18 protein-coding genes and 1 tRNA gene are annotated in these 19,914 nt (G+C 42.8%); 18 read left to right on the top strand and 1 reads right to left on the bottom strand.

The window, feature by feature from the left end:
• Nucleotides 1–285: 285 nt before the first annotated feature.
• The 7 genes from trxB (at nt 286) to A6K76_RS06145 (ending at nt 6,800) form a co-directional block, all read left to right on the top strand.
• Complete coding sequence (gene trxB, locus A6K76_RS06175) at nt 286–1,236, top strand: thioredoxin-disulfide reductase (protein WP_066463154.1); 951 nt, start codon at nt 286–288, stop codon at nt 1,234–1,236.
• Nucleotides 1,237–1,427: 191 nt separating this feature from the next.
• The gene (locus A6K76_RS06170; RefSeq protein ID WP_066463153.1) at nt 1,428–1,895 is read left to right on the top strand and encodes an NUDIX hydrolase; all 468 of its coding nucleotides are present in this window, start codon (nt 1,428–1,430) and stop codon (nt 1,893–1,895) included.
• Nucleotides 1,896–1,907: 12 nt separating this feature from the next.
• A complete protein-coding gene (rapZ, locus tag A6K76_RS06165; RefSeq protein WP_066463152.1) occupies nt 1,908–2,795 on the top strand; it encodes an RNase adapter RapZ in 888 nt (295 codons plus the stop codon).
• A 4-nt stretch (nt 2,796–2,799) separates the two neighbouring features.
• Nucleotides 2,800–3,795, top strand: a complete 996-nt coding sequence (locus tag A6K76_RS06160; protein ID WP_066463150.1) for a gluconeogenesis factor YvcK family protein — start codon at nt 2,800–2,802, stop codon at nt 3,793–3,795.
• 22 nt (nt 3,796–3,817) lie between these two features.
• Entirely contained in the window at nt 3,818–4,759 is a 942-nt protein-coding gene (gene whiA, locus A6K76_RS06155) for a DNA-binding protein WhiA (protein WP_066463149.1), read from the top strand.
• A gap of 134 nt (nt 4,760–4,893) precedes the next feature.
• Entirely contained in the window at nt 4,894–5,145 is a 252-nt protein-coding gene (locus tag A6K76_RS17020) for an HPr family phosphocarrier protein (RefSeq protein WP_281181421.1), read from the top strand.
• A gap of 542 nt (nt 5,146–5,687) precedes the next feature.
• Nucleotides 5,688–6,800, top strand: coding sequence for a hypothetical protein (locus A6K76_RS06145; protein WP_066463147.1), 1,113 nt, complete (start codon nt 5,688–5,690; stop codon nt 6,798–6,800).
• A 113-nt stretch (nt 6,801–6,913) separates the two neighbouring features.
• Here the strand turns inward: A6K76_RS06145 and A6K76_RS06140 are convergent.
• A tRNA-Arg gene (locus A6K76_RS06140) sits at nt 6,914–6,985 on the bottom strand.
• Between the two features lie 587 nt (nt 6,986–7,572).
• On the opposite strand from A6K76_RS06140, the gene clpP reads away from it, so the two are divergent.
• The 11 genes from clpP (at nt 7,573) to eno (ending at nt 19,763) form a co-directional block, all read left to right on the top strand.
• The gene (clpP, locus tag A6K76_RS06135) at nt 7,573–8,157 is read left to right on the top strand and encodes an ATP-dependent Clp endopeptidase proteolytic subunit ClpP (RefSeq protein ID WP_066463144.1); all 585 of its coding nucleotides are present in this window, start codon (nt 7,573–7,575) and stop codon (nt 8,155–8,157) included.
• Nucleotides 8,158–8,702: 545 nt separating this feature from the next.
• Nucleotides 8,703–9,479: a basic amino acid ABC transporter substrate-binding protein gene (locus A6K76_RS06130; RefSeq protein WP_066463142.1), complete on the top strand. Its 777-nt coding sequence runs from the start codon at nt 8,703–8,705 to the stop codon at nt 9,477–9,479.
• 260 nt (nt 9,480–9,739) lie between these two features.
• Nucleotides 9,740–10,429 carry an amino acid ABC transporter permease gene (locus tag A6K76_RS06125; RefSeq protein WP_066463140.1) on the top strand — a complete coding sequence of 230 codons (690 nt, stop codon included), beginning with the start codon at nt 9,740–9,742 and terminating at the stop codon, nt 10,427–10,429.
• Complete coding sequence (locus A6K76_RS06120) at nt 10,429–11,151, top strand: amino acid ABC transporter ATP-binding protein (protein ID WP_066463137.1); 723 nt, start codon at nt 10,429–10,431, stop codon at nt 11,149–11,151. The genes A6K76_RS06125 and A6K76_RS06120 overlap by 1 nt, the downstream gene beginning before the upstream one ends.
• A 220-nt stretch (nt 11,152–11,371) precedes the next feature.
• Nucleotides 11,372–11,611, top strand: coding sequence for a glutaredoxin family protein (locus tag A6K76_RS06115; protein ID WP_066463135.1), 240 nt, complete (start codon nt 11,372–11,374; stop codon nt 11,609–11,611).
• 153 nt (nt 11,612–11,764) lie between these two features.
• A complete protein-coding gene (locus A6K76_RS06110) occupies nt 11,765–12,799 on the top strand; it encodes a sugar-binding transcriptional regulator (protein WP_066463134.1) in 1,035 nt (344 codons plus the stop codon).
• Between the two features lie 103 nt (nt 12,800–12,902).
• Nucleotides 12,903–13,913 (top strand): type I glyceraldehyde-3-phosphate dehydrogenase, encoded by a 1,011-nt coding sequence (gap, locus tag A6K76_RS06105; RefSeq protein WP_066463132.1) that lies wholly within the window; start codon nt 12,903–12,905, stop codon nt 13,911–13,913.
• A 413-nt stretch (nt 13,914–14,326) separates the two neighbouring features.
• The gene (locus A6K76_RS06100; RefSeq protein WP_066463130.1) at nt 14,327–15,511 is read left to right on the top strand and encodes a phosphoglycerate kinase; all 1,185 of its coding nucleotides are present in this window, start codon (nt 14,327–14,329) and stop codon (nt 15,509–15,511) included.
• A 215-nt stretch (nt 15,512–15,726) separates the two neighbouring features.
• Entirely contained in the window at nt 15,727–16,488 is a 762-nt protein-coding gene (gene tpiA, locus A6K76_RS06095) for a triose-phosphate isomerase (protein ID WP_066463128.1), read from the top strand.
• Nucleotides 16,481–18,007, top strand: a complete 1,527-nt coding sequence (gene gpmI, locus A6K76_RS06090; RefSeq protein WP_066463126.1) for a 2,3-bisphosphoglycerate-independent phosphoglycerate mutase — start codon at nt 16,481–16,483, stop codon at nt 18,005–18,007. Before tpiA ends, gpmI begins: the two co-directional genes overlap by 8 nt.
• A gap of 460 nt (nt 18,008–18,467) precedes the next feature.
• Nucleotides 18,468–19,763, top strand: coding sequence for a phosphopyruvate hydratase (gene eno / locus A6K76_RS06085; protein WP_066463125.1), 1,296 nt, complete (start codon nt 18,468–18,470; stop codon nt 19,761–19,763).
• Nucleotides 19,764–19,914 lie beyond the last annotated feature (151 nt).

Raw genomic sequence — 19,914 nt, 5'->3', positions numbered from 1 at the left:
AAACAAGATAAATCGTATACGATATATTGAAACGTACGTGTTGGTTCGCCGTTTTATGTTCATCACAGCAAGTTATGCTTGACGCATAAAAAGTTTGCTTGAAATAAGAGGCGGACTCCAGCGGGAAAAGCGTGAGCCTTGAGACCCCACAGCGTAGCGAGGAGGCTCAAGCCACGCCCGCGGAAAGCCTGTCTCGACGTGGAAAGCAACGCTAGCTTATGATGACGAGAGTGTTAACGAACACATTTAAATATTTAAGAACAGCAGTCGAAGGGAGAATTTTTTATGTCAGCAGTAGAAGAAAAAATTTATGACGTTGTAATTATCGGAGCAGGACCAGCAGGGATGACAGCAGCAGTGTACACATCTCGTGCAAACTTAGCGACATTAATGCTAGAGCGAGGTATTCCAGGCGGTCAAATGGCAAGCACAGAGGAAGTTGAAAACTACCCAGGCTTTGATACAATTTTAGGGCCAGAGCTTTCAACGAAAATGTTCGAGCACGCAAAAAAATTCGGTGCTGAATACGCATACGGCGACGTAACAGAAATTATTGACGGCGAAGAATACAAAACGATCATCGCTGGTAAAAAACAATATAAAACACGTACAATTATTATTTCTACAGGCGCAGAGTATAAAAAAATGGGTGTTCCAGGCGAAATGGAGCTTGGCGGTCGCGGCGTAAGCTATTGTGCTGTATGTGATGGAGCGTTCTTCCGCAACAAAGATTTAATCGTTGTCGGTGGCGGTGACTCTGCAGTAGAAGAAGGTGTATACTTAACGCGATTCGCGAACAAAGTAACGATCGTGCACCGTCGCGATGAGCTACGCGCACAAAAAATTATTCAAGATCGCGCATTTGCGAACGAAAAAATCGATTTCATTTGGAATAACACAGTGAAGGAAATTAACGATGGTGGCGGTAAAGTTGGCAGTGTAACGCTTGTAAATACACAAGACGGTACGGAATCAACAGTTGATGCGGATGGCGTATTTATTTACATCGGCACATTACCGTTAACGAAGCCGTTTGAATCACTTGGCATTTTAAATGCGGATGGCTACGTAGTGACGAATGAAAATATGGAAACAGCAGTGCCGGGCATTTATGCAGCTGGTGACGTTCGTGAAAAAATGCTTCGTCAAATTGTAACAGCAACAGGCGACGGCTCAATTGCAGCACAAGCAGCACAGCACTACATCGAAGAATTAAAAGAAAAATTAAACGCGTAATCAATAAAAGTGCTGATGTCTCGATTGTAGACGTCAGCGCTTTTTGTAATGCAAAAAAATACTCATTATTTCGGAATCATGATACTATTAATAGCTTGAATAGATACGCTATATATCACAATGATATAAGCAACGCGAGCGAACGTGATATAATAGTGAAAGAATGTTTTCGAAAGTAGAGGTGTACGTGTATGCAACGTATTGCAAACTTAATTATAAAAAAAGATAATCAAGTATTATTATTAAAAAAACCACGACGTGACTGGTATGTCGCACCAGGTGGCAAAATGGAGCCAGGTGAGTCGATTTTTGAAGCAGCGAATCGTGAATTTATAGAAGAAACGAACGCAACGCCGGTAAACGCACATTTAAAGGGCATTTATACGATGGTCATTAAAGATGGGCAGCAAGTGATTGATGAGTGGATGCTCTATACATTTTTAGCAACAAATTATACAGGTGTACCACTAGAGGAAAACCGTGAAGGGATACTGGAATGGCATCCAGTTGAAGCGTTGCACACACTTCCAATGGCGGAAGGTGACCGAACGAACTTATTGTTTGCGGTCAATGAAGCTGGCATGCAATATGGTACATTTGAATATACAGCAGATTTTGAATTGTTAAGCGAAAAAATTCAACAATCACAGGAAGCATAAGGGGCGGTCATAATGGAACAAAATGTAGAAGCAATCAATAATGAAGTAGTCATTATTACAGGTATGTCAGGTGCAGGGAAAACCGTTGCGGTGCAAAGCTTCGAGGATTTAGGCTACTACTGCATCGATAACTTACCCCCAGCCTTACTAGCTACATTTATTAAATTAATGCGCGAGTCTGGGCAGCACATTCAAAAAGTCGCGGTCGTAATGGATTTACGCGGCGGCGAATTTTTTGAGGCGCTCATTGACGCAATCGACCAAATGGAGCATCAAAAAGGCATTACGCCGCACATTTTATTTTTAGATGCGAACAATGAATCGCTCGTGCGCCGCTACAAGGAATCGCGTCGTTCACACCCGCTTGCGAAAAATAGCTTGCCGTTAGAAGGCATTGCACGTGAGCGCGAAATTTTAGCTGATGTGAAAATGCGTGCACATACGGTCATTAATACGTCGTTATTGAAGCCACGTGAACTACGCGAGAAGCTAGTGAGCGATTTTTCAGGGCAAAAGGCGAGCATGTTTACGATTAACGTCATGTCGTTTGGCTTTAAGCACGGTATGCCGATTGACGCGGACTTAGTGTTTGACGTGCGCTTTTTACCAAACCCGTATTACATCGATGAGTTGCGTCCGAAAACAGGCTTGCAGCACGAAGTATCATCGTACGTATTAGCGCAGCCAGAAGCGCAGGAGCTAGCCGAGAAGCTAACGGATTTATTTGCGTTTATGGTGCCGCAATATAAAAAAGAAGGCAAGTCACAGCTTGTCATTGCGTTTGGTTGCACAGGTGGTCAGCACCGTTCTGTCACGTTCGCGGAATATTTCGGCGAGCATTTAGCGAGACTGGAGCCAACGCATATTACGCACCGAGATATTAATTTACGAAAGGCGTGACCGCATGAAGAAAAAGAAGTTTCGAATTGTGATAGTAGGCGGGGGCACAGGACTTTCAACGGTGCTACGCGGTTTAAAGACAAGTGAACTTTTAGACATTACAGCGATTGTAACCGTAGCAGACGACGGAGGAAGCTCTGGGCGTTTACGTGAGGATTACCACATTCCGCCTCCAGGAGACGTTCGAAACGTCATCGCGGCATTATCGGAAGTTGAACCTTTAGTTGAGCGCATGTTCCAGTATCGCTTCACGCAATCGCAAACGCTCGGTGGACATTCACTCGGCAACTTAATGTTAACCGCATTAACGGACATTACAGGCGACTTTAATTATGCTGTTGCTGAAATGAGTAAAGTGTTTAACGTGCGTGGTAAAGTGTTGCCTGCATCAAACGAGCACGTGACATTGTACGCAGAGCTAGAGGACGGCACATTCGTCGTTGGGGAATCAAACATCCCGAAAGCGTCGGCGAAAATTCATCGTGTATATTTAGAGCCAGCGAACGCACAAGCATTGCCAGAAACGATTCGCGCCATTCGCCTTGCCGATTTAATTTTAATTGGCCCAGGTAGCTTATATACGAGCATCATCCCAAACTTGCTCGTGCCAGAAATCGGTGAAGCAATCGTCAAAGCGTCGGGACGTAAAGTGTATATTGGGAACTTAATGACACAAAAGGGCGAGACGTCTGGCATGTCTGCGAGCGATCACGTGGAGGCGTTGTATGAGCATGTCGGTACGCCATTTTTACATCATATTTTAGTGAATGATATGGAATTACCACAAGATGTGCGAAACGTATACAAGCAGGAGCAAGCTGAACCGATTGTTACGGACGTTCAAGCATTGCAAGCGATGGGCTTACAAGTGCATTGTTATCCAACTGCTACATATAAGGATGGCATTGTACGCCACGATGCGCAAAATGTACGGATGTGGCTTGAGGAATTTTTACGCACGCACGGCTCGACACGAAAACGCATATTAAAAACGATGTAACCATTTGAAAGGGGGAGCTAGCATGTCATTTGCTTCAGAAACGAAAAAAGAATTAACGCATATTGAAGCGGACGACCGCACGTTAAAAGCTGAAATTTCCGCCTTAATTCAAATGAATGGCTCGCTGTCGTTTGCGAATCGACAGCTAAGCTTAGACATTCAAACGGAAAATGCGGCGATTGCTCGTCGTCTTTATACGAACTTAAAACGTTTATACAACTACAATGTAGAGCTGCTCGTTCGTAAAAAAATGCGGCTGAAAAAAAATAACGTCTACATTTGCCGTATACGCGACGAGGCGAAAGTGCTGCTACAAGACTTACACATCATTACCGATGATTTTCAGTTCCAACACGAAATTGCAAAGGAGCTCATTCCACGTACGAATGAAAAGCGTGGCTATTTGCGCGGCGCATTTTTAGCAGGCGGCTCGGTCAACAATCCAGAAACGTCCGCGTACCATTTAGAAATTTCAACGCTTTATAAGGAGCATGGCGAATCAATTATGCACCTTATGAACGAGTTTGGCTTAAATGCGAAAACGATCGAGCGTAAAAAAGGGTTTGTTACGTACTTAAAGGAAGCGGAAAAAATTTCGGATTTCTTAAGCATTATCGGGGCAACTCAGGCGATGCTGAAGTTTGAGGACGTGCGCATCGTACGTGACGTGCGAAATAGCGTTAACCGCATCGTCAACTGCGAAACGGCAAACTTAAACAAAACGATTGGGGCGGCGCTGCGACAAGTCGAAAACATTCGCTTTATCGACAAGACAATCGGGCTCGACCAATTACCAGAAAAGCTACGTGAAATTGCGCGTCTACGTGTCGAGTATCAAGATGTGACGTTAAAGGAGCTAGGCGAAATGGTATCGACAGGCACAGTAAGCAAGTCAGGCGTTAATCACCGTCTGCGCAAAATCGATGAAATTGCCGAGTCATTACGCAGCAATCAACTTGGTTAATAATGAAAGCTTATGTTCGTTTTTTGAGCGAGATAAGCTTTTTCTTTCAGGAATGGTTGTTCTTTTGTAAGCGTTTCGATAATATAGAAATAAAGAGAAGTAGCGTGTATGAAATAAAAAAAGAGGTGAACAAAGTGGAACGTCAAAAAGAAATTACGTTAAAAATGGGCTTACAAGCACGTCAAGCGGCATTATTTGTCCAAGAAGCAAACCGTCACGGCGCAGATATTTTTCTGCAAAAGGACGAGAAAAAAGTAAACGCCAAATCAATTATGGGCATTATGAGCTTAGCGATCGCAAAAGGCTCAGTTGTCACATTAATCGCGGACGGTGACGATGCAGAAAAAGCGGTGAATGCATTAGCGAACTTAATTGGTGCGGAGTAATCGCGCACAAGTACATAGAGTCAATCGAAGCGGTAGAGGCAAACTCTGCTGCTTTTTTTATTGGCAAAAAGACTGGACCTTTTTAGTCGCTCGTGTTCTTAATGTTTTCACCACTCATACGACGCGCTTTGAACGACGAAAAAGCGGCGCACAGCCAATCGCTGCACGCCGCCAAAGTACGCCCTCGGAGGACGTTTGATACTCTTTTAAAGCCTTGGTATTATTGATTGATGAATTAATTTGTGTAGAAAATGTGTAGAGAATATATTAAATTAAGTTACGCTGCTAAAAAGGAAAATCCTTGATATTTGTTATTAATTTAGACTTTGTGCGCTTAAACAGATCCCTTGTACTAATTTGTTTAATAAAGTACACTACCAATAGAATTACAAAAGAGATTTCGGATTTAGTCTACTAAAAACAGACGTATCAGAGCGTTTTTAACATTCTTTAGAAAACCTCTAATTTTATTGACTCTAACAAATAACCTAATAAACCGATATTTAAGTAAATACATTTTATAAAAGGGGAGTATAATTTATATGACACCATTTAGTTCTACTATTGCATTCAACGATTTTGACTTGCCAATAGTATTAGACAGGGATTCGGACTATCTTAATGAATTACGTCGTATTCTAAATAGTTATCTTAAACAAGTCCAACAAATTTCCAACCTCCCTAATTCTGTGAAATGTAGTACATCAAGAAATATAAGTCTTATATTGGACTGTGTGGAAGACTATTTTAACTATGATATAGCAACAGCGAGTAACAAAATAAGTTCGATTTTAAATAAATATAAAAATAGTCCATTCTTTATATCTCAGGTTTGTTCTAATTATGCATTTAAGGGCATTAGCAAACATACTGGTATGCCGAATTTTTACAGAGCTCGAAAAGGGAATTTCGAATTCCAAATAAATGATTTACTACATATTCCTTTAAATAAACGTGGCATAATTTCCACGCAAAGATTTAGTATACCAGGCATTCCCTGTATTTATTTAGGTACTACTTCATATGTATGTTGGTTGGAACTAGATAAACCATTAGATAATGAATTAAATATTTCATCATTTAATATTCCAAATATAAAGGTATTAAATTTAGCACTTACACAACATTTAATTAATGGTCATTCCAATGTATTAGATACTGAAGATCCAAGCTCTCCTGAAGTGAAAAAATTATTCCATATGATAGAACTTTGGCCTTTAGTTTGTGCAACTTCTTTTAGAATTAAAGAAGCTAATCGTATTTTCAAATCAGAGTATATTGTTTCTAATTTAATAATGCAAAACATCGTAAAACTAGATGTTGACGGTGTAGCATACATATCTAAAAAAGTTAAAAATGATTCAATGTCATTTCCTCAGGCAGTTAATTTAGCAATACCCATAAAAAAACCAGTGAGTAATCAAGCTTACGGAGAATTGTGCAGAAAGATTAAAATAACTGATCCAGTGAATTTTGGAGAATTTATAAAAATAAAACACCGATTAATGAATAATCTAACTAGTTTAGTAAACCAATTCGAAGGTTTTAGCACTCGTATTGATTTTGCTGGAGAACAAATTGATTACCATACTTTAGATTTTAGTAAACTTGATGATTACCTTCTTTCAAAAGATTTTAAAACACCTACTTTTTAAAATCTTTTGCAATTACTACTATTTAATCTTGTATAGAAAAGCACTTCAAAACCTTGATTAGTAAGGTTTTGAAGTGCTTTTTGAATTTAGCTTAGTCTATCAGAATCTAATTACGCCCTCGGAGGGAATCGAACCCCCAGCCTAAGAACCGGAATCTTATGTTTTATCCATTAAACTACGAAGGCAAGCTGTTGATGCAATCGTACGCAACAACATTCACCATTATACACGTTAGGAAATGAGGCTTCAACTAAATTCCAGGAAAAAGCGTAATGCGATGAATCGAATCGTTAAAACGTGTTTGATGAAATGATCGAAGCAGTGTAGCGCATCGTTTAACGTTGAAATGTGGCACTACGTTATGTGAATTGCTGGACGCGTGCGGCGGCGAGACTCCTTGGGGATAAGCGTGAGACTTGAGACCCCGCAGCTGTGAGGTACGAGCAGCGAGGAGGCTCAAGCCACGCCCGCGGAAAGCCTGCCTCGATGTGGAGAGCCGACGAACAAAATGCTAAAATACATTCACCGTCTATATAGTCGGAAAACATTTCAACAAAAGACGTTTATCGAATTTCAATTTAAGGGTACAATAGGTTATGCAAGCATGTAGGCACGTAGCGAGCGTTCGTGGCGTGTCGATACATAGTAAAAGGGGCGCTTTCGCTATACGTTATTTGTGTGAGTATATCATTTGACCTTTTCTGACTAAAGTGTGTATGATAAGGCTAACGCTAATGATTTAGCAAAGAAGCGACAATAAGGAGGAAATTCAATGAACTTAATTCCTACAGTTATTGAACAAACAAACCGCGGTGAGCGTGCGTACGACATTTACTCACGTCTATTAAAAGACCGCATTATTTTACTAGGAAGCGGCATCGATGATAACGTAGCAAACTCAATTGTTGCACAGTTATTATTTTTAGCAGCTGAGGACGAAGAGAAAGACATCTACTTATACATTAACTCTCCAGGTGGTTCAATTACAGCTGGTATGGCGATCTATGATACGATGCAGTTCATTAAGCCAAAAGTACACACAATTTGTATCGGTATGGCAGCGTCAATGGGTGCGTTCTTATTAGCAGCAGGCGAGCCAGGTCACCGTTACGCATTACCAAACGCTGAAGTAATGATTCACCAACCACTTGGCGGTGCACAAGGGCAAGCGACAGAAATCGAAATCGCTGCGAAACGCATTTTATTCCTACGCGAAAAATTAAACAACATTTTAGCTGAGCGTACAGGTCAAACGTATGAAACGTTAGCGCGCGACACAGATCGTGATAACTTCATGACAGCTGAGCAAGCAAAGGCATACGGCTTAATCGATACTATTATGGAAAACTCAAAATAATGAATGAACGGGCGTGCTTCAAGTTTAAGCTTGGTGCACGTCTTTTTATTGTGTCTGTTATTTTAGTAACAAATTGATTTTAATGGTAAACCGGTTTCACATGAAGACGAAATTTTTGATGTAGCGAGCATTTTTTCGTCAAAGTCAAAAAGAGTTGTGGAGATAAAACAGTAGATAATTATGTTACTTTCATGTAAAGTAAGGGATGTTCATATGAATGCGATTTATATGAATACCATTTTACTGTTTCAATATATATATATTTTTTTATAGAGGAAAAGCATTACCCGGTAGTTTAGCAGCGTACTGGCAATGCTTTTTCTCATGTACCTGAAAGCTCCCTAACGTCGAGGGGGCTTTTTTATTGTACAGAAATGCATAAAAAAGCACATATATGCACGAAATATACATAAAAATTTAAGTGAATGCATAAAAATCGAACATTATACTTGTGTTCTCGAGGTGTGGGTATTATAATCATGTCATTGATTATACACACACTTTAATTTTCAGATAAAAGATTTCAGTAAACGGAGGAAACGACAATGAACAAAAAGAAATGGTTAGCAGTGCCAGTATTCGCAGCGGCGTTATTATTAGGCGCTTGCGGTGGCGAAGAAGAGTCAAAAACAGATGAGAACGGCAACATTACAAAAATTGTTGCAGGTACAGAAGCAACTTACGCACCGTTTGAATATATGGACGATAACGGTGAAGTACAAGGCTACGACAAAGAAATTTTAGAAGCGATCGGCGAAGAAATGGGCTTTGAAGTAGAAATGAAAAACTTAGGTTGGGAGCCGACGTTCAACGCGGTAACGACAGGCGAAATCGACTTAGGTGCATCGGCGATTACGATTACAGATGAGCGTAAGGAAAACTACGACTTCACAGATCCATACTATCAAGCAAAATTATTAATGGTCGTGAAAGAAGATTCAACAATTGCATCATTTGATGAATTAAAAGATAAAAAAGTATCAGTACAAATTTCAACGACTGGTCACATCGCAATGCAAGAGCTACAAGGTAAAGGTAGCTCGGACATTTTAGCGTATGAAAACTTACCGATTGCCATTCAAGAAGTCGTGAACGGTACGACAGACGCAGCACTTGGTGATAACGCGGTTGTACTTGAGTACATTAAAAACAACCCAGACAAAAAGTTAAAAGTAATTGAAGACGATTCATTCGCAGTAGATGAGTTCGGCTTCATGGTGAAAAAGGGCAACACGGAAGTATTAGATGTATTAAACGAAGGTTTACAAAAAATTAAAGACAACGGCAAGTTAGCTGAAATTACAGGAACTGAGCTAGAGTAGTTTGATTGTACGTACGCCACTCGTTCGTCTAGAGCGAGTGGTTTTGTCTGTGGAAAATTAAAAACATACAGACGGATTTTTATGGGTAACGTATAGTATGTATGAAGACGAATAGTAGCTCGAAGCAAGAGGCGGACTCCAGCGGGAAAAGCGTGAGCGTGAGATTACAAGCTCACGCCACGCCCGCGGAAAGCCTGCCTCGACAGCGAAGAGCGAGTACATTCAAAACTAAAAACTGAATTAAAAGGAGGAAACCTTCGATGGATTTCATTCAATGGGAAATGATTTGGGACTATCGTGAAATGTACTTAAAAGGTATTTGGGTCACGATTAGTTTAACAGTATGCGGCTATATTGGCGGCGTCATTTTTGGTTTATTTTTAGGGCTTGGGCAAATGTCAAAGAAAAAATGGATTTACTGGCCAAGCAAAATTTATGTCGATGTGTTCCGAGGCACACCGATGCTCGTACAAATTTTCATCATTCATTTGGCGCTATTGCCATCAATATTTGGGCATTCGTTTGGCTGGTTTACATCAGGGGTAATTGCACTCGTATTAAACAGTGCCGCATACAACGCAGAAATTTTCCGAGCAGGTATTCAAGCGGTGCCAAAAGGTCAAATGGAAGCCGCACGTTCACTCGGTTTAACGCATACACAGGCGATGCGTAAAGTCATTTTACCGCAAGCATTCCGTCGCATGATTCCACCACTAGGAAACGAATTTATCGCATTATTAAAAGATTCATCATTAGTGATGGTTATTGCCGCGCAAGACATTTTATACGTAAGTAAAATTGTTGCAGGTACGTATCAGCGTTTCTGGGAGCCGTACATTTTTGCAGCGCTTATTTACTTAGTATTAACGTACGCGGTAACGAGACTTGTCGCGTACATTGAAAAACGCACAAACAACACAATTAACCCACGTAAAGGAGCGCGCGCATAATGATTAAAGTAGAAAATTTACAAAAGTCGTATGGTGACCTGCACGTATTAAAAGGGATTGATTATGAAATTCATGAAGGGCAAGTCGTTTGCGTCATCGGTCCTTCAGGTTCAGGGAAAAGTACATTTTTACGCTGCTTAAACTTACTTGAAGAAGTAACGGGCGGTGCAGTGTACATTGAAGGTAAGCAAATTAACGATCCGAAAAACGACATTAACACAATTCGTGCGGACGTTGGTATGGTGTTCCAGCAGTTTAACTTATTCCCGCATATGTCGGTGCTTGATAACGTAACGATGGCTCCGATGCAAGTGCGCAAAGTATCAAAGGAAGAAGCGGAGAAAAAGGCGCTCGTGTTACTTGAGAAAGTCGGGCTTGGCGAAAAAGCAGACAACTTCCCAGAGCAGCTTTCAGGCGGTCAGCAGCAGCGTGTTGCTATTGCGCGTGCGCTAGCGATGGAGCCGAAAGTGTTGTTATTCGATGAGCCGACGTCAGCGCTTGACCCAGAAATGGTAAAAGAAGTGCTTGCGGTGATGAAAGATTTAGCCGAAGAAGGCATGACGATGGTTGTCGTAACGCATGAAATGGGCTTTGCGCGTGAAATGGGCGACCGCGTCATCTTTATGGACGGCGGTTACATCGTTGAAGAAGGCGAGCCAGAAGCAGTGTTTGGCAACCCACAGCAAGAGCGCACGAAAGCATTTTTAAGCAAAGTACTATAAACTAGAGCGTAACGGCATGTCCGTTGCGCTTTTTTTATTTCAGGAGGTCAGGTCTGTTGACGCCATTTTATACAGCTCAATGGCTTGTTTTCAATAGCAAGACGGAAATGAAAGCTGCATTTTAGTGGCATAGAGCGTGCGTCGACCCTAGGAACGCGAGCTGCCATACGCGAAATGCCAGTTGAACGGCTAATCAATACGCTTGTCAGGAGGTAATGAAATGGAGCTTCTATTATATACACGCCCGAACTGTCCGCTTTGTGACGACGCAAAACAGCTGTTACATTTGCTTCAAGACGATTTTTCGTTTACGTGGCAGGAAGTAAACATTGAAGAAAACGACGCATTGCACGAACAGTTTTGCATAATGATTCCGGTCATCGTGCATAACGGCGACATTTTACAGCAAGGCAATGTCGACTACATCGAGCTAGAGGAAGCAATTACGGCCCGTCTTTGAATAGAAAATAAGTAATTTATAGCGAATTGTTGCGGTAAATAATGAATGATTGTATAATGAACTCGATAAATGAATTTTTTTACGTTTTGTGGGACGGTTTTTAAATTGTAGGGTTGGAAAATGTCCCTTTTGTAAGTTGGAGGAATGGAATAGATGTTATTAGAGCAAGAAGCACAGCTGAAATTGTTGCCAGAGCTGCAAACGTTACTGCAAGTGCGCTATCGTATTTTACAAATGATTCAGCTGTCAGGTCCGATCGGCAGACGTCCGTTATCAGAGCTGCTTAATTTACCTGAGCGAGAGGTGCGTACTGAAACGGAGCGTCTGCGCAAACAAGGGCTCGTCGTTGCTGAAACGAAAGGGATGCACGTAACGGAAGCAGGAATGGAAGTGCTCGACGTACTGCGCCCTGTCTATTATGAATGGTCGGGCATTTCAGAGTTAGAAGAAAAGCTACGCCGCAACTTTAACATCGCGCGCGTCGTAATTGTGCCAGGCGATACAGAGCAAGACCCGCATGCGCGAATGCTTATGGGGCAGCAGGCGGCACATGTGCTTATGAACACGATGCAGCGAAACGACATTATCGCTGTAACAGGCGGTAGCTCGATTGAAGCGATTGAAAACTTTTTAGTGGAAAGTGATATTTCGCAAAGCGTGCAATATATCGCCGCGCGCGGCAGCATCGGTCACGAAATGCGCCGTCAAGCAAATACGCTCGCCGCAAGCTTTGCGACAAAATCAAATAGCGCCTACAAAACGCTATATTTGCCGGAAAATTTAAGCGAGCATGTGTACGTCGCATTGAAGGAAGAGCCGATCGTACAGGAAATGCTTGCGCTATATGAACGTACAAACATCGTCGTACACGGTATTGGGCGCGCTGATACGATGGCAGAGCGCCGTCAAGTAAGTGAGTTAGAAATGCGTTACTTGCAAGAAGTCGGGGCAGTCGGTGAGGCGTTCGGTTATTATTTCAATGAAAAAGGCAATACCGTTCATCGTGTGCGCGCGATCGGCATTGCGGAGCATCACGTGAAAAAAAGCCGCAACATTTTAGCCGTTGCTGGTGGACAGCATAAAGCAGCCGCCATTTGTGCTTACTTTGTACACGCGCCGAAGCAAACGATCTTTATTACAGATGAAGCGGCGGCGAAAGAAGTGCTAGCACAGTTGAATGAAGCGTAAAGCAAACGACTATATAAATTGAACTTTTAAATAGAACGTGAGGAAAGCATCGTTACCGTATGAAGTTCAATATATATAACTAAACACTTTGGAGGAACAACAGATGACAATTAAACTAGCAATTAACGGATTTGGACGTATTGGACGCTTAGTATTTCGTGAAGCAATGAAGCATGATGAGTTCGAAGTTGTCGCAGTAAACGATTTAACAGATGCAAAGCAATTAGCACATTTGTTGAAGTTCGATTCAGTTCATGGTGTGTACGATGCAGAAGTAGAAGCGGAGTCAGATGCATTTATCGTCAACGGTCAGCGCGTACAAGTGTTATCAGAAAAAGATCCAGCAAGCTTACCGTGGGGCGAGCTAGCTGTCGATGTTGTACTCGAGTGTACCGGTCGCTTCCGTTCAATGGAAGACGTATCAAAACATGTGCAAGCAGGGGCGAAAAAGGCGATTTTATCAGCACCAGCAAAAGGCGACATGCCGACGTTTGTAATGGGTGTTAACCATACGGAGTACGAGCCGTCGATGAACGTCATTTCAAACGCTTCTTGTACGACGAACTGTTTAGCACCAATGGCAAAAGTAATCGACGAAGCGTTCGGCATTAAGCGCGGGTTAATGACGACGATTCACTCGTATACGAACGACCAACGTATTTTAGATTTCCCACATGAGGATCCGCGACGCGCACGTGCAGGCGCGGTGTCGATGATTCCGACGACGACAGGTGCAGCCGTTGCCGTATCAAAAGTGTTGCCACAATTAAAAGGAAAGTTAGACGGCTTCTCGATGCGCGTGCCGACGCCGAACGTTTCATGTGTCGACTTAGTTGTCGAGCTTGAGAAAGACGTGACGACTGAATCGTTAAATAAAGCGCTTCAAGATGCGGCGAACGGTCCGTTAAAAGGCATTTTAGCATACAATGAGTTGCCGCTCGTATCGATCGACTATAACGGTAACCCAGCCTCTTCAACAATTGATGGCTTATCGACAATGGTGCTAGAAGGGCGCATGGCGAAAGTCGTTTCATGGTACGATAACGAAATCGGCTACTCGACACGTTTAATGGACTTAGCGCTATACGTAGCAGAGCAAGGGTTTGACGTGTAAGATCGACTTACTTCAGGTCTGTTCATTAGCTTCTTTGCTGCATTGCCAATTTAATAGCGTATCAACACTTGTGTACTTGCTCATATACAGAATATTTCCACTACAATTGAATAACACATTTTCGTAAAGAAAGTAAAAAGTGTAACATATTTATCATATTAGCGCGTAAAAAGTATAGCCTTTTTAGGGCACTTGCTTATATAATGGATAGGGACGTAAATCAACCCGATTCGCGTCTACATGTTACACACTTTACGAAAATTGCATATAGACTTTTGCGTCATGCGAAAGTCTATTTTTATACGAACAGATGACGATAACATATACGTGCCAAAAGCGCACAAACGGTAAAGATTTTGCTACAATCGCACAAAAAGTAGAAGCAAAGTTTAATATAGGGAGGGCCTAACAACATGTTAGCAAAGAAATCAATTCAAGATGTAGAACTTCAAGGGAAACGCGTATTCGTGCGTGTCGACTTCAACGTACCGATGGAAGATGGCAGCATTACAGATGATACGCGTATTCGTGCAGCAATTCCAACAATCCAAGCATTAGTGGATCAAGGTGCAAAAGTGATTCTTGCATCACATTTAGGTCGTCCAAAAGGTGAAGTGAACGAGGACATGCGCCTTACAGCAGCAGGTGAACGTTTAGCGCAATTAATGAACAAAGATGTAAACAAATTAGACGAGTCAATCGGTGAAGTAGTAGAAGCAGCAATCGCGAACATGAACGACGGCGACATCGTATTACTTGAAAACGTGCGCTTCCATAAAGGTGAAGAGAAAAACGACGAGGAGCTAGCAAAAGCATTTGCGAACTTAGCAGACGTTTACGTAAACGACGCATTCGGAGCAGCTCACCGCGCACACGCAACGACAGAAGGAATCGCAAAACATATTCCGGCTGTATCAGGTCTTTTAATGCAAAAAGAGCTTGAAGTGTTAGGCAAAGCGTTATCAGCACCAGAAAAGCCATTTACAGCCATTATCGGCGGCTCAAAAGTAAAGGATAAAATCGGTGTAATCGAAAACTTATTAAATGAAGTGGATCACTTATTAATCGGTGGTGGCTTATCATTTACGTTCGTAAAAGCGTTAGGCTACGAAATCGGTAACTCGTTACTTGAAGAGGATAAAATTGAGCTAGCAAAATCATTCATCGAGCAAGCAAAAGCAAAAGGTGTACAGTTACACTTACCAATCGATGCGGTCGTTGCAAAAGAGTTTTCAAAAGATGCAGAAACACAAGTTGTTGACATCGACGCGATTCCAGAAGGTTGGATGGGCTTAGATATCGGACCGAAAACAGTCGCGCAGTTTGAAGAAGTGATCAAGTCTTCAAAATTAATCATTTGGAACGGACCAATGGGTGTATTCGAAATGGATAAGTTCGCAAACGGTACACGTTCAGTAGCAGAAGCGATGGCAACGACAACAGGTTACACAATTATCGGTGGCGGCGACTCAGCAGCAGCAGTTGAAAAATTCAACGTAGCAGACGACATGAACCACATTTCAACAGGTGGCGGTGCATCGCTTGAGTTAATGGAAGGTAAAGACTTACCAGGCATCGTAGCGTTAAACGATAAATAAGAAGTAAAACGAATTTTTTTATTGTTATTACGATGAATGAAAGCATATGTATTGAATTGATGGAAGCGGAATCGGCGAGACTCCTTGGGGAAACGCGTGAGACTTGAGACCCCGCAGCTGCGTATGCGGCGAGGAGGCTCAAGCCACGCCCCAGGAAAGCGAGCCGAATGGAGCGAACATCAATTTGTACCAATGCAATAAAAGGAGGTTCTACAATGCGTAAACCAATTATCGCAGGGAACTGGAAAATGTATAAATCATTCGAGGAAGCGGCAGATTTCGTCGACGAAGTGAAATCGCTTATTCCGTCAAATGAACAAGTCGATGCGGTCATTTGTGCCCCAGCGATTTACTTAGCAACACTTGTTGAAATCGCAGACGGCTCAGACGTAGCAATCGCAGCGCAAAACATGCACTACGAGGATGAGGGCGCATTCACTGGCGAAGTGAGCGCACCACAGCTTGCGAGCATCGGCGTTGATTACGTCGTGCTCGGTCACTCGGAGCGTCGTGAATACTTCAATGAAACAGACGAAGCGATTAATAAAAAAGTACGTGCAGCATTAAACAATGACATCGTACCAATTATTTGCTGCGGTGAAACAGATGCAGAGCGTGAAGCTGGTCAAACAGAAGCAAAAGTCGGCGGTCAAATTGAGGCAGCATTACAAGGCTTCACGCCAGAAGAAGTGCAGCATATGGTTATCGCGTACGAGCCAATTTGGGCAATCGGTACGGGCAAAACCGCAACAGCAGACGATGCAAACGCAGTATGTGGCGCAATTCGTGCCGTGATCGCGAAACAATTTGGCGACGACACAGCACAAGCAATTCGCATTCAATACGGCGGTTCAGTAAAGCCTGAAAACGTAGAAGAACTATTATCAAAAGAGCATATTGACGGTGCATTAGTAGGCGGCGCAAGCTTACAAGTCGCGTCATATGTGAAATTAGTGGAGGCCGGCGCAAATGCCTAAACAACCAACAGCATTAATCATTTTAGACGGTTTTGCATTCCGTGAAGAGGAATTCGGGAATGCAGTAGCACAAGCAAACAAACCAAACTTTGATCGTTATTGGAACAACTTCCCGCACGCAACACTTACAGCGAGCGGTGAAGCAGTAGGTCTACCAGACGGTCAAATGGGTAACTCAGAAGTAGGTCACTTAAACATCGGCGCAGGACGCATCGTATACCAAAGCTTAACGCGCATTCATAAATCGATTCGTGAGCGCGACTTTTTCACAAACGCTGCATTTTTAGAGGCGATTGAGCACGTTCGCGCAAACGGTAGTAAGCTACATGTAATGGGGCTTTTATCGGACGGCGGCGTACATAGCCATTACGACCATTTATTCGCATTATTACAGCTTGCAAAAGAGCAAGGGCTAGACGATGTATTCGTACACGGCTTCCTTGATGGGCGCGACGTCGGTCCGAATACGGCAGTTGGCTACATCGAGGAAACAGAGCGTCAAATGAAGCAAATCGGCATCGGACAATTTGCATCGGTGCACGGTCGCTACTACGCGATGGACCGCGACAAACGTTGGGAGCGCGTAAACTTAGCGTACGATGCAATGGTTGACGGCGTTGGACCAATTTTTACGTCAGCGCTTGCAGGTGTTATGGCGTCATACGACCAAGACATTTTAGATGAGTTCGTCGTGCCATTCGTTGTAACAGATGAGGACGCACAGCCTGTTGCAACAATCGATGCAAACGACGCGATCATCTTCTTCAACTTCCGTCCAGACCGTGCGATTCAATTATCAGCGGTATTCACAAACGACGAGTACAAAGGCTTCGTTGAAAGTGATAAGGAGCTAACAAATGTGAAATTCGTATCGTTCACGCACTATAGCGATGACGTAACAGCGACCGTAGCGTTTGAAAGCGACAACTTAAAAAATACAGTCGGTGAAGTAATTGCGGCGAACGGTTTAACACAGCTGCGCATCGCAGAAACTGAAAAGTATCCACACGTGACGTTCTTTATGAGCGGTGGTCGTGAGGAAACGTTCGCAGGTGAGGAGCGCATTTTAATCGCGTCACCGAAAGTTGCAACGTATGACTTAAAGCCAGAAATGAGCGCATATGAAGTGACAGACGCATTAGTCGCTGCCATTGAAGCGGATCGTTTCGACGCGATTTTATTAAACTTCGCAAACCCAGACATGGTTGGTCACTCAGGTATGCTTGAGCCAACGATTAAAGCAATCGAAGCGGTAGACGAGTGCTTAGGGCGCGTTGTTGATGCCATTTTAGCAAAAGGTGGGAACGCGATTATTACAGCGGACCACGGTAACTCAGATGAAGTTGTCACAATTGAAGGGCAACCGATGACAGCGCACACGACAAACCCAGTACCAGTCATCGTTACAAAAGAAGGCATCACGTTAACAGACGGCATTTTAGCGGATTTAGCGCCAACAATGCTGAAGCTATTAAACGTTGAACAGCCAGCTGAAATGACAGGAAAACCATTATTTTAATAGCTAAGCGCTTTGCTTTTCTATATATTAATGTGTCGTAAACTCATGTCGTGAAATACTGCAACATGTTGATGTTCGCGTCATGCGGCTTCGCGTTCCTGGGGCCCGGCTCAAGCCTCCTCGTCGTTCGTACCTTACGACTGCGGGGTCTCGAGGCTCGGGCTGTTCCCCAAGGAGTCTCGCCGCAACGCTTCCATCAACGGCTATGCTGCATTTTGCACAAATAGTGAACGAACACAAATGGTGAAGCATTAACGCGGCGGTCGTTGCTTGAAGCAAGAGGCGGACTCCAGCGGGAGAAGCGAAAGTTTCTTTTGCGACGAGTAACCGCAGGAGCATGAGCGTGAGATTACAAGCTCACGCCACGCCCGCGGAAAGCCTGCCTCGCCGCGAAAAGCAACCTAATGCAATGATGAATAGCCAATCCACTTAAACTTTACAAAACAAGGAGATTAACATTATGCCATTTATTACACAAGTTTATGCTCGTGAAGTATTAGATTCACGCGGTAACCCAACAGTAGAAGTAGAAGTATTCACAGAATCAGGTGCTTTCGGGCGCGCAATCGTTCCATCTGGTGCATCAACAGGTGAATACGAAGCAGTTGAGTTACGCGATGGCGATAGCGACCGTTACTTAGGTAAAGGTGTTTTAAAAGCTGTAGAAAACGTAAACACAATTATTGCTGAAGAATTAGAAGGTCAATATTCAGTATTAGATCAAGTTGTAATCGATGAAGCATTAATCGCTCTTGACGGTACAGAAAACAAAAGCAAATTAGGTGCAAACGCAATTTTAGGAGTATCGATGGCAGTAGCGCACGCAGCAGCTGACTACTTAGATGTACCACTTTACCAATACTTAGGTGGTTTCAACTCGAAGCAATTACCAGTACCAATGATGAACATCATTAACGGTGGTGCACACGCTGATAATAACGTAGACATTCAAGAATTCATGGTAATGCCAGTAGGTGCTACAAGCTTCAAACAAGCATTACGCATGGGTGCTGAAATTTTCCATAACTTAAAATCAGTATTAAAAGCAAAAGGCTACAATACAGCTGTAGGTGACGAAGGTGGTTTCGCGCCAAACTTAGGTTCTAATGAAGAAGCGATCACAGTAATTATCGAAGCAGTTGAAAAAGCTGGCTACAAAATGGGTGAAGAAGTACGCATCGCTCTTGACGTTGCATCTTCTGAGCTTTACAACAAAGAAACTGGCAAGTACGTATTAGCTGGTGAAGGCGTAGAAAAAACGTCTGAAGAAATGGTTGCTTGGTACGATGAGTTAACGTCTAAATACCCAATCATCTCAATCGAAGACGGCTTAGACGAAAACGACTGGGCTGGTCACAAATTATTAACTGAGCGCATCGGTAACCGCGTGCAATTAGTAGGTGACGATTTATTCGTAACAAACACGAAAAAATTAGCACAAGGTATCGAGCAAGGTGTTGGTAACGCGATTTTAGTTAAAGTAAACCAAATCGGTACGTTAACAGAAACGTTTGACGCAATCGAAATGGCTCAACGCGCTGGCTACACAGCAGTTATTTCTCACCGTTCAGGCGAATCAGAAGACGCAACAATCGCTGACATCGCATTAGCAACAAACGCTGGTCAAATTAAAACAGGTGCTCCATCTCGTACAGACCGCGTAGCGAAATACAACCAATTATTACGCATCGAGGACCAATTAGGTGCTACAGCGAAATACTTAGGTTTAAAAGCGTTCTACAACTTAAACAACTAATTTAATAAAAAGCTCTCAGCGTGGGGATCACGTTGAGAGCTTTTTTGCGTTTGCGTAACGGTGCTTTCCACGAACTGCCGTTGAATGGCTAATTAACATATTGGATATTATAATTTGAAAATGTGTTAAAGTAAGCTGATTAAATTGATAT

The sequence above is a fragment of the Caryophanon latum genome (assembly GCF_001700325.1).
GTDB classification, from domain to species: Bacteria; Bacillota; Bacilli; order Bacillales_A; family Planococcaceae; genus Caryophanon; species Caryophanon latum.
Note: the sequence above shows the minus strand (reverse complement) of the source record. Positions and strands in the feature narration are given on the sequence as shown.

Coding starts and splice junctions, on each gene's coding strand:
- trxB (WP_066463154.1), top strand. CDS start 286: ATGTCAGCAGTAGAAGAAAAAATTTATGACGTTGTAATTATCGGAGCA.
- A6K76_RS06170 (WP_066463153.1), top strand. CDS start 1,428: ATGCAACGTATTGCAAACTTAATTATAAAAAAAGATAATCAAGTATTA.
- rapZ (WP_066463152.1), top strand. CDS start 1,908: ATGGAACAAAATGTAGAAGCAATCAATAATGAAGTAGTCATTATTACA.
- A6K76_RS06160 (WP_066463150.1), top strand. CDS start 2,800: ATGAAGAAAAAGAAGTTTCGAATTGTGATAGTAGGCGGGGGCACAGGA.
- whiA (WP_066463149.1), top strand. CDS start 3,818: ATGTCATTTGCTTCAGAAACGAAAAAAGAATTAACGCATATTGAAGCG.
- A6K76_RS06145 (WP_066463147.1), top strand. CDS start 5,688: ATGACACCATTTAGTTCTACTATTGCATTCAACGATTTTGACTTGCCA.
- clpP (WP_066463144.1), top strand. CDS start 7,573: ATGAACTTAATTCCTACAGTTATTGAACAAACAAACCGCGGTGAGCGT.
- A6K76_RS06130 (WP_066463142.1), top strand. CDS start 8,703: ATGAACAAAAAGAAATGGTTAGCAGTGCCAGTATTCGCAGCGGCGTTA.
- A6K76_RS06125 (WP_066463140.1), top strand. CDS start 9,740: ATGGATTTCATTCAATGGGAAATGATTTGGGACTATCGTGAAATGTAC.
- A6K76_RS06120 (WP_066463137.1), top strand. CDS start 10,429: ATGATTAAAGTAGAAAATTTACAAAAGTCGTATGGTGACCTGCACGTA.
- A6K76_RS06115 (WP_066463135.1), top strand. CDS start 11,372: ATGGAGCTTCTATTATATACACGCCCGAACTGTCCGCTTTGTGACGAC.
- A6K76_RS06110 (WP_066463134.1), top strand. CDS start 11,765: ATGTTATTAGAGCAAGAAGCACAGCTGAAATTGTTGCCAGAGCTGCAA.
- gap (WP_066463132.1), top strand. CDS start 12,903: ATGACAATTAAACTAGCAATTAACGGATTTGGACGTATTGGACGCTTA.
- A6K76_RS06100 (WP_066463130.1), top strand. CDS start 14,327: ATGTTAGCAAAGAAATCAATTCAAGATGTAGAACTTCAAGGGAAACGC.
- tpiA (WP_066463128.1), top strand. CDS start 15,727: ATGCGTAAACCAATTATCGCAGGGAACTGGAAAATGTATAAATCATTC.
- gpmI (WP_066463126.1), top strand. CDS start 16,481: ATGCCTAAACAACCAACAGCATTAATCATTTTAGACGGTTTTGCATTC.
- eno (WP_066463125.1), top strand. CDS start 18,468: ATGCCATTTATTACACAAGTTTATGCTCGTGAAGTATTAGATTCACGC.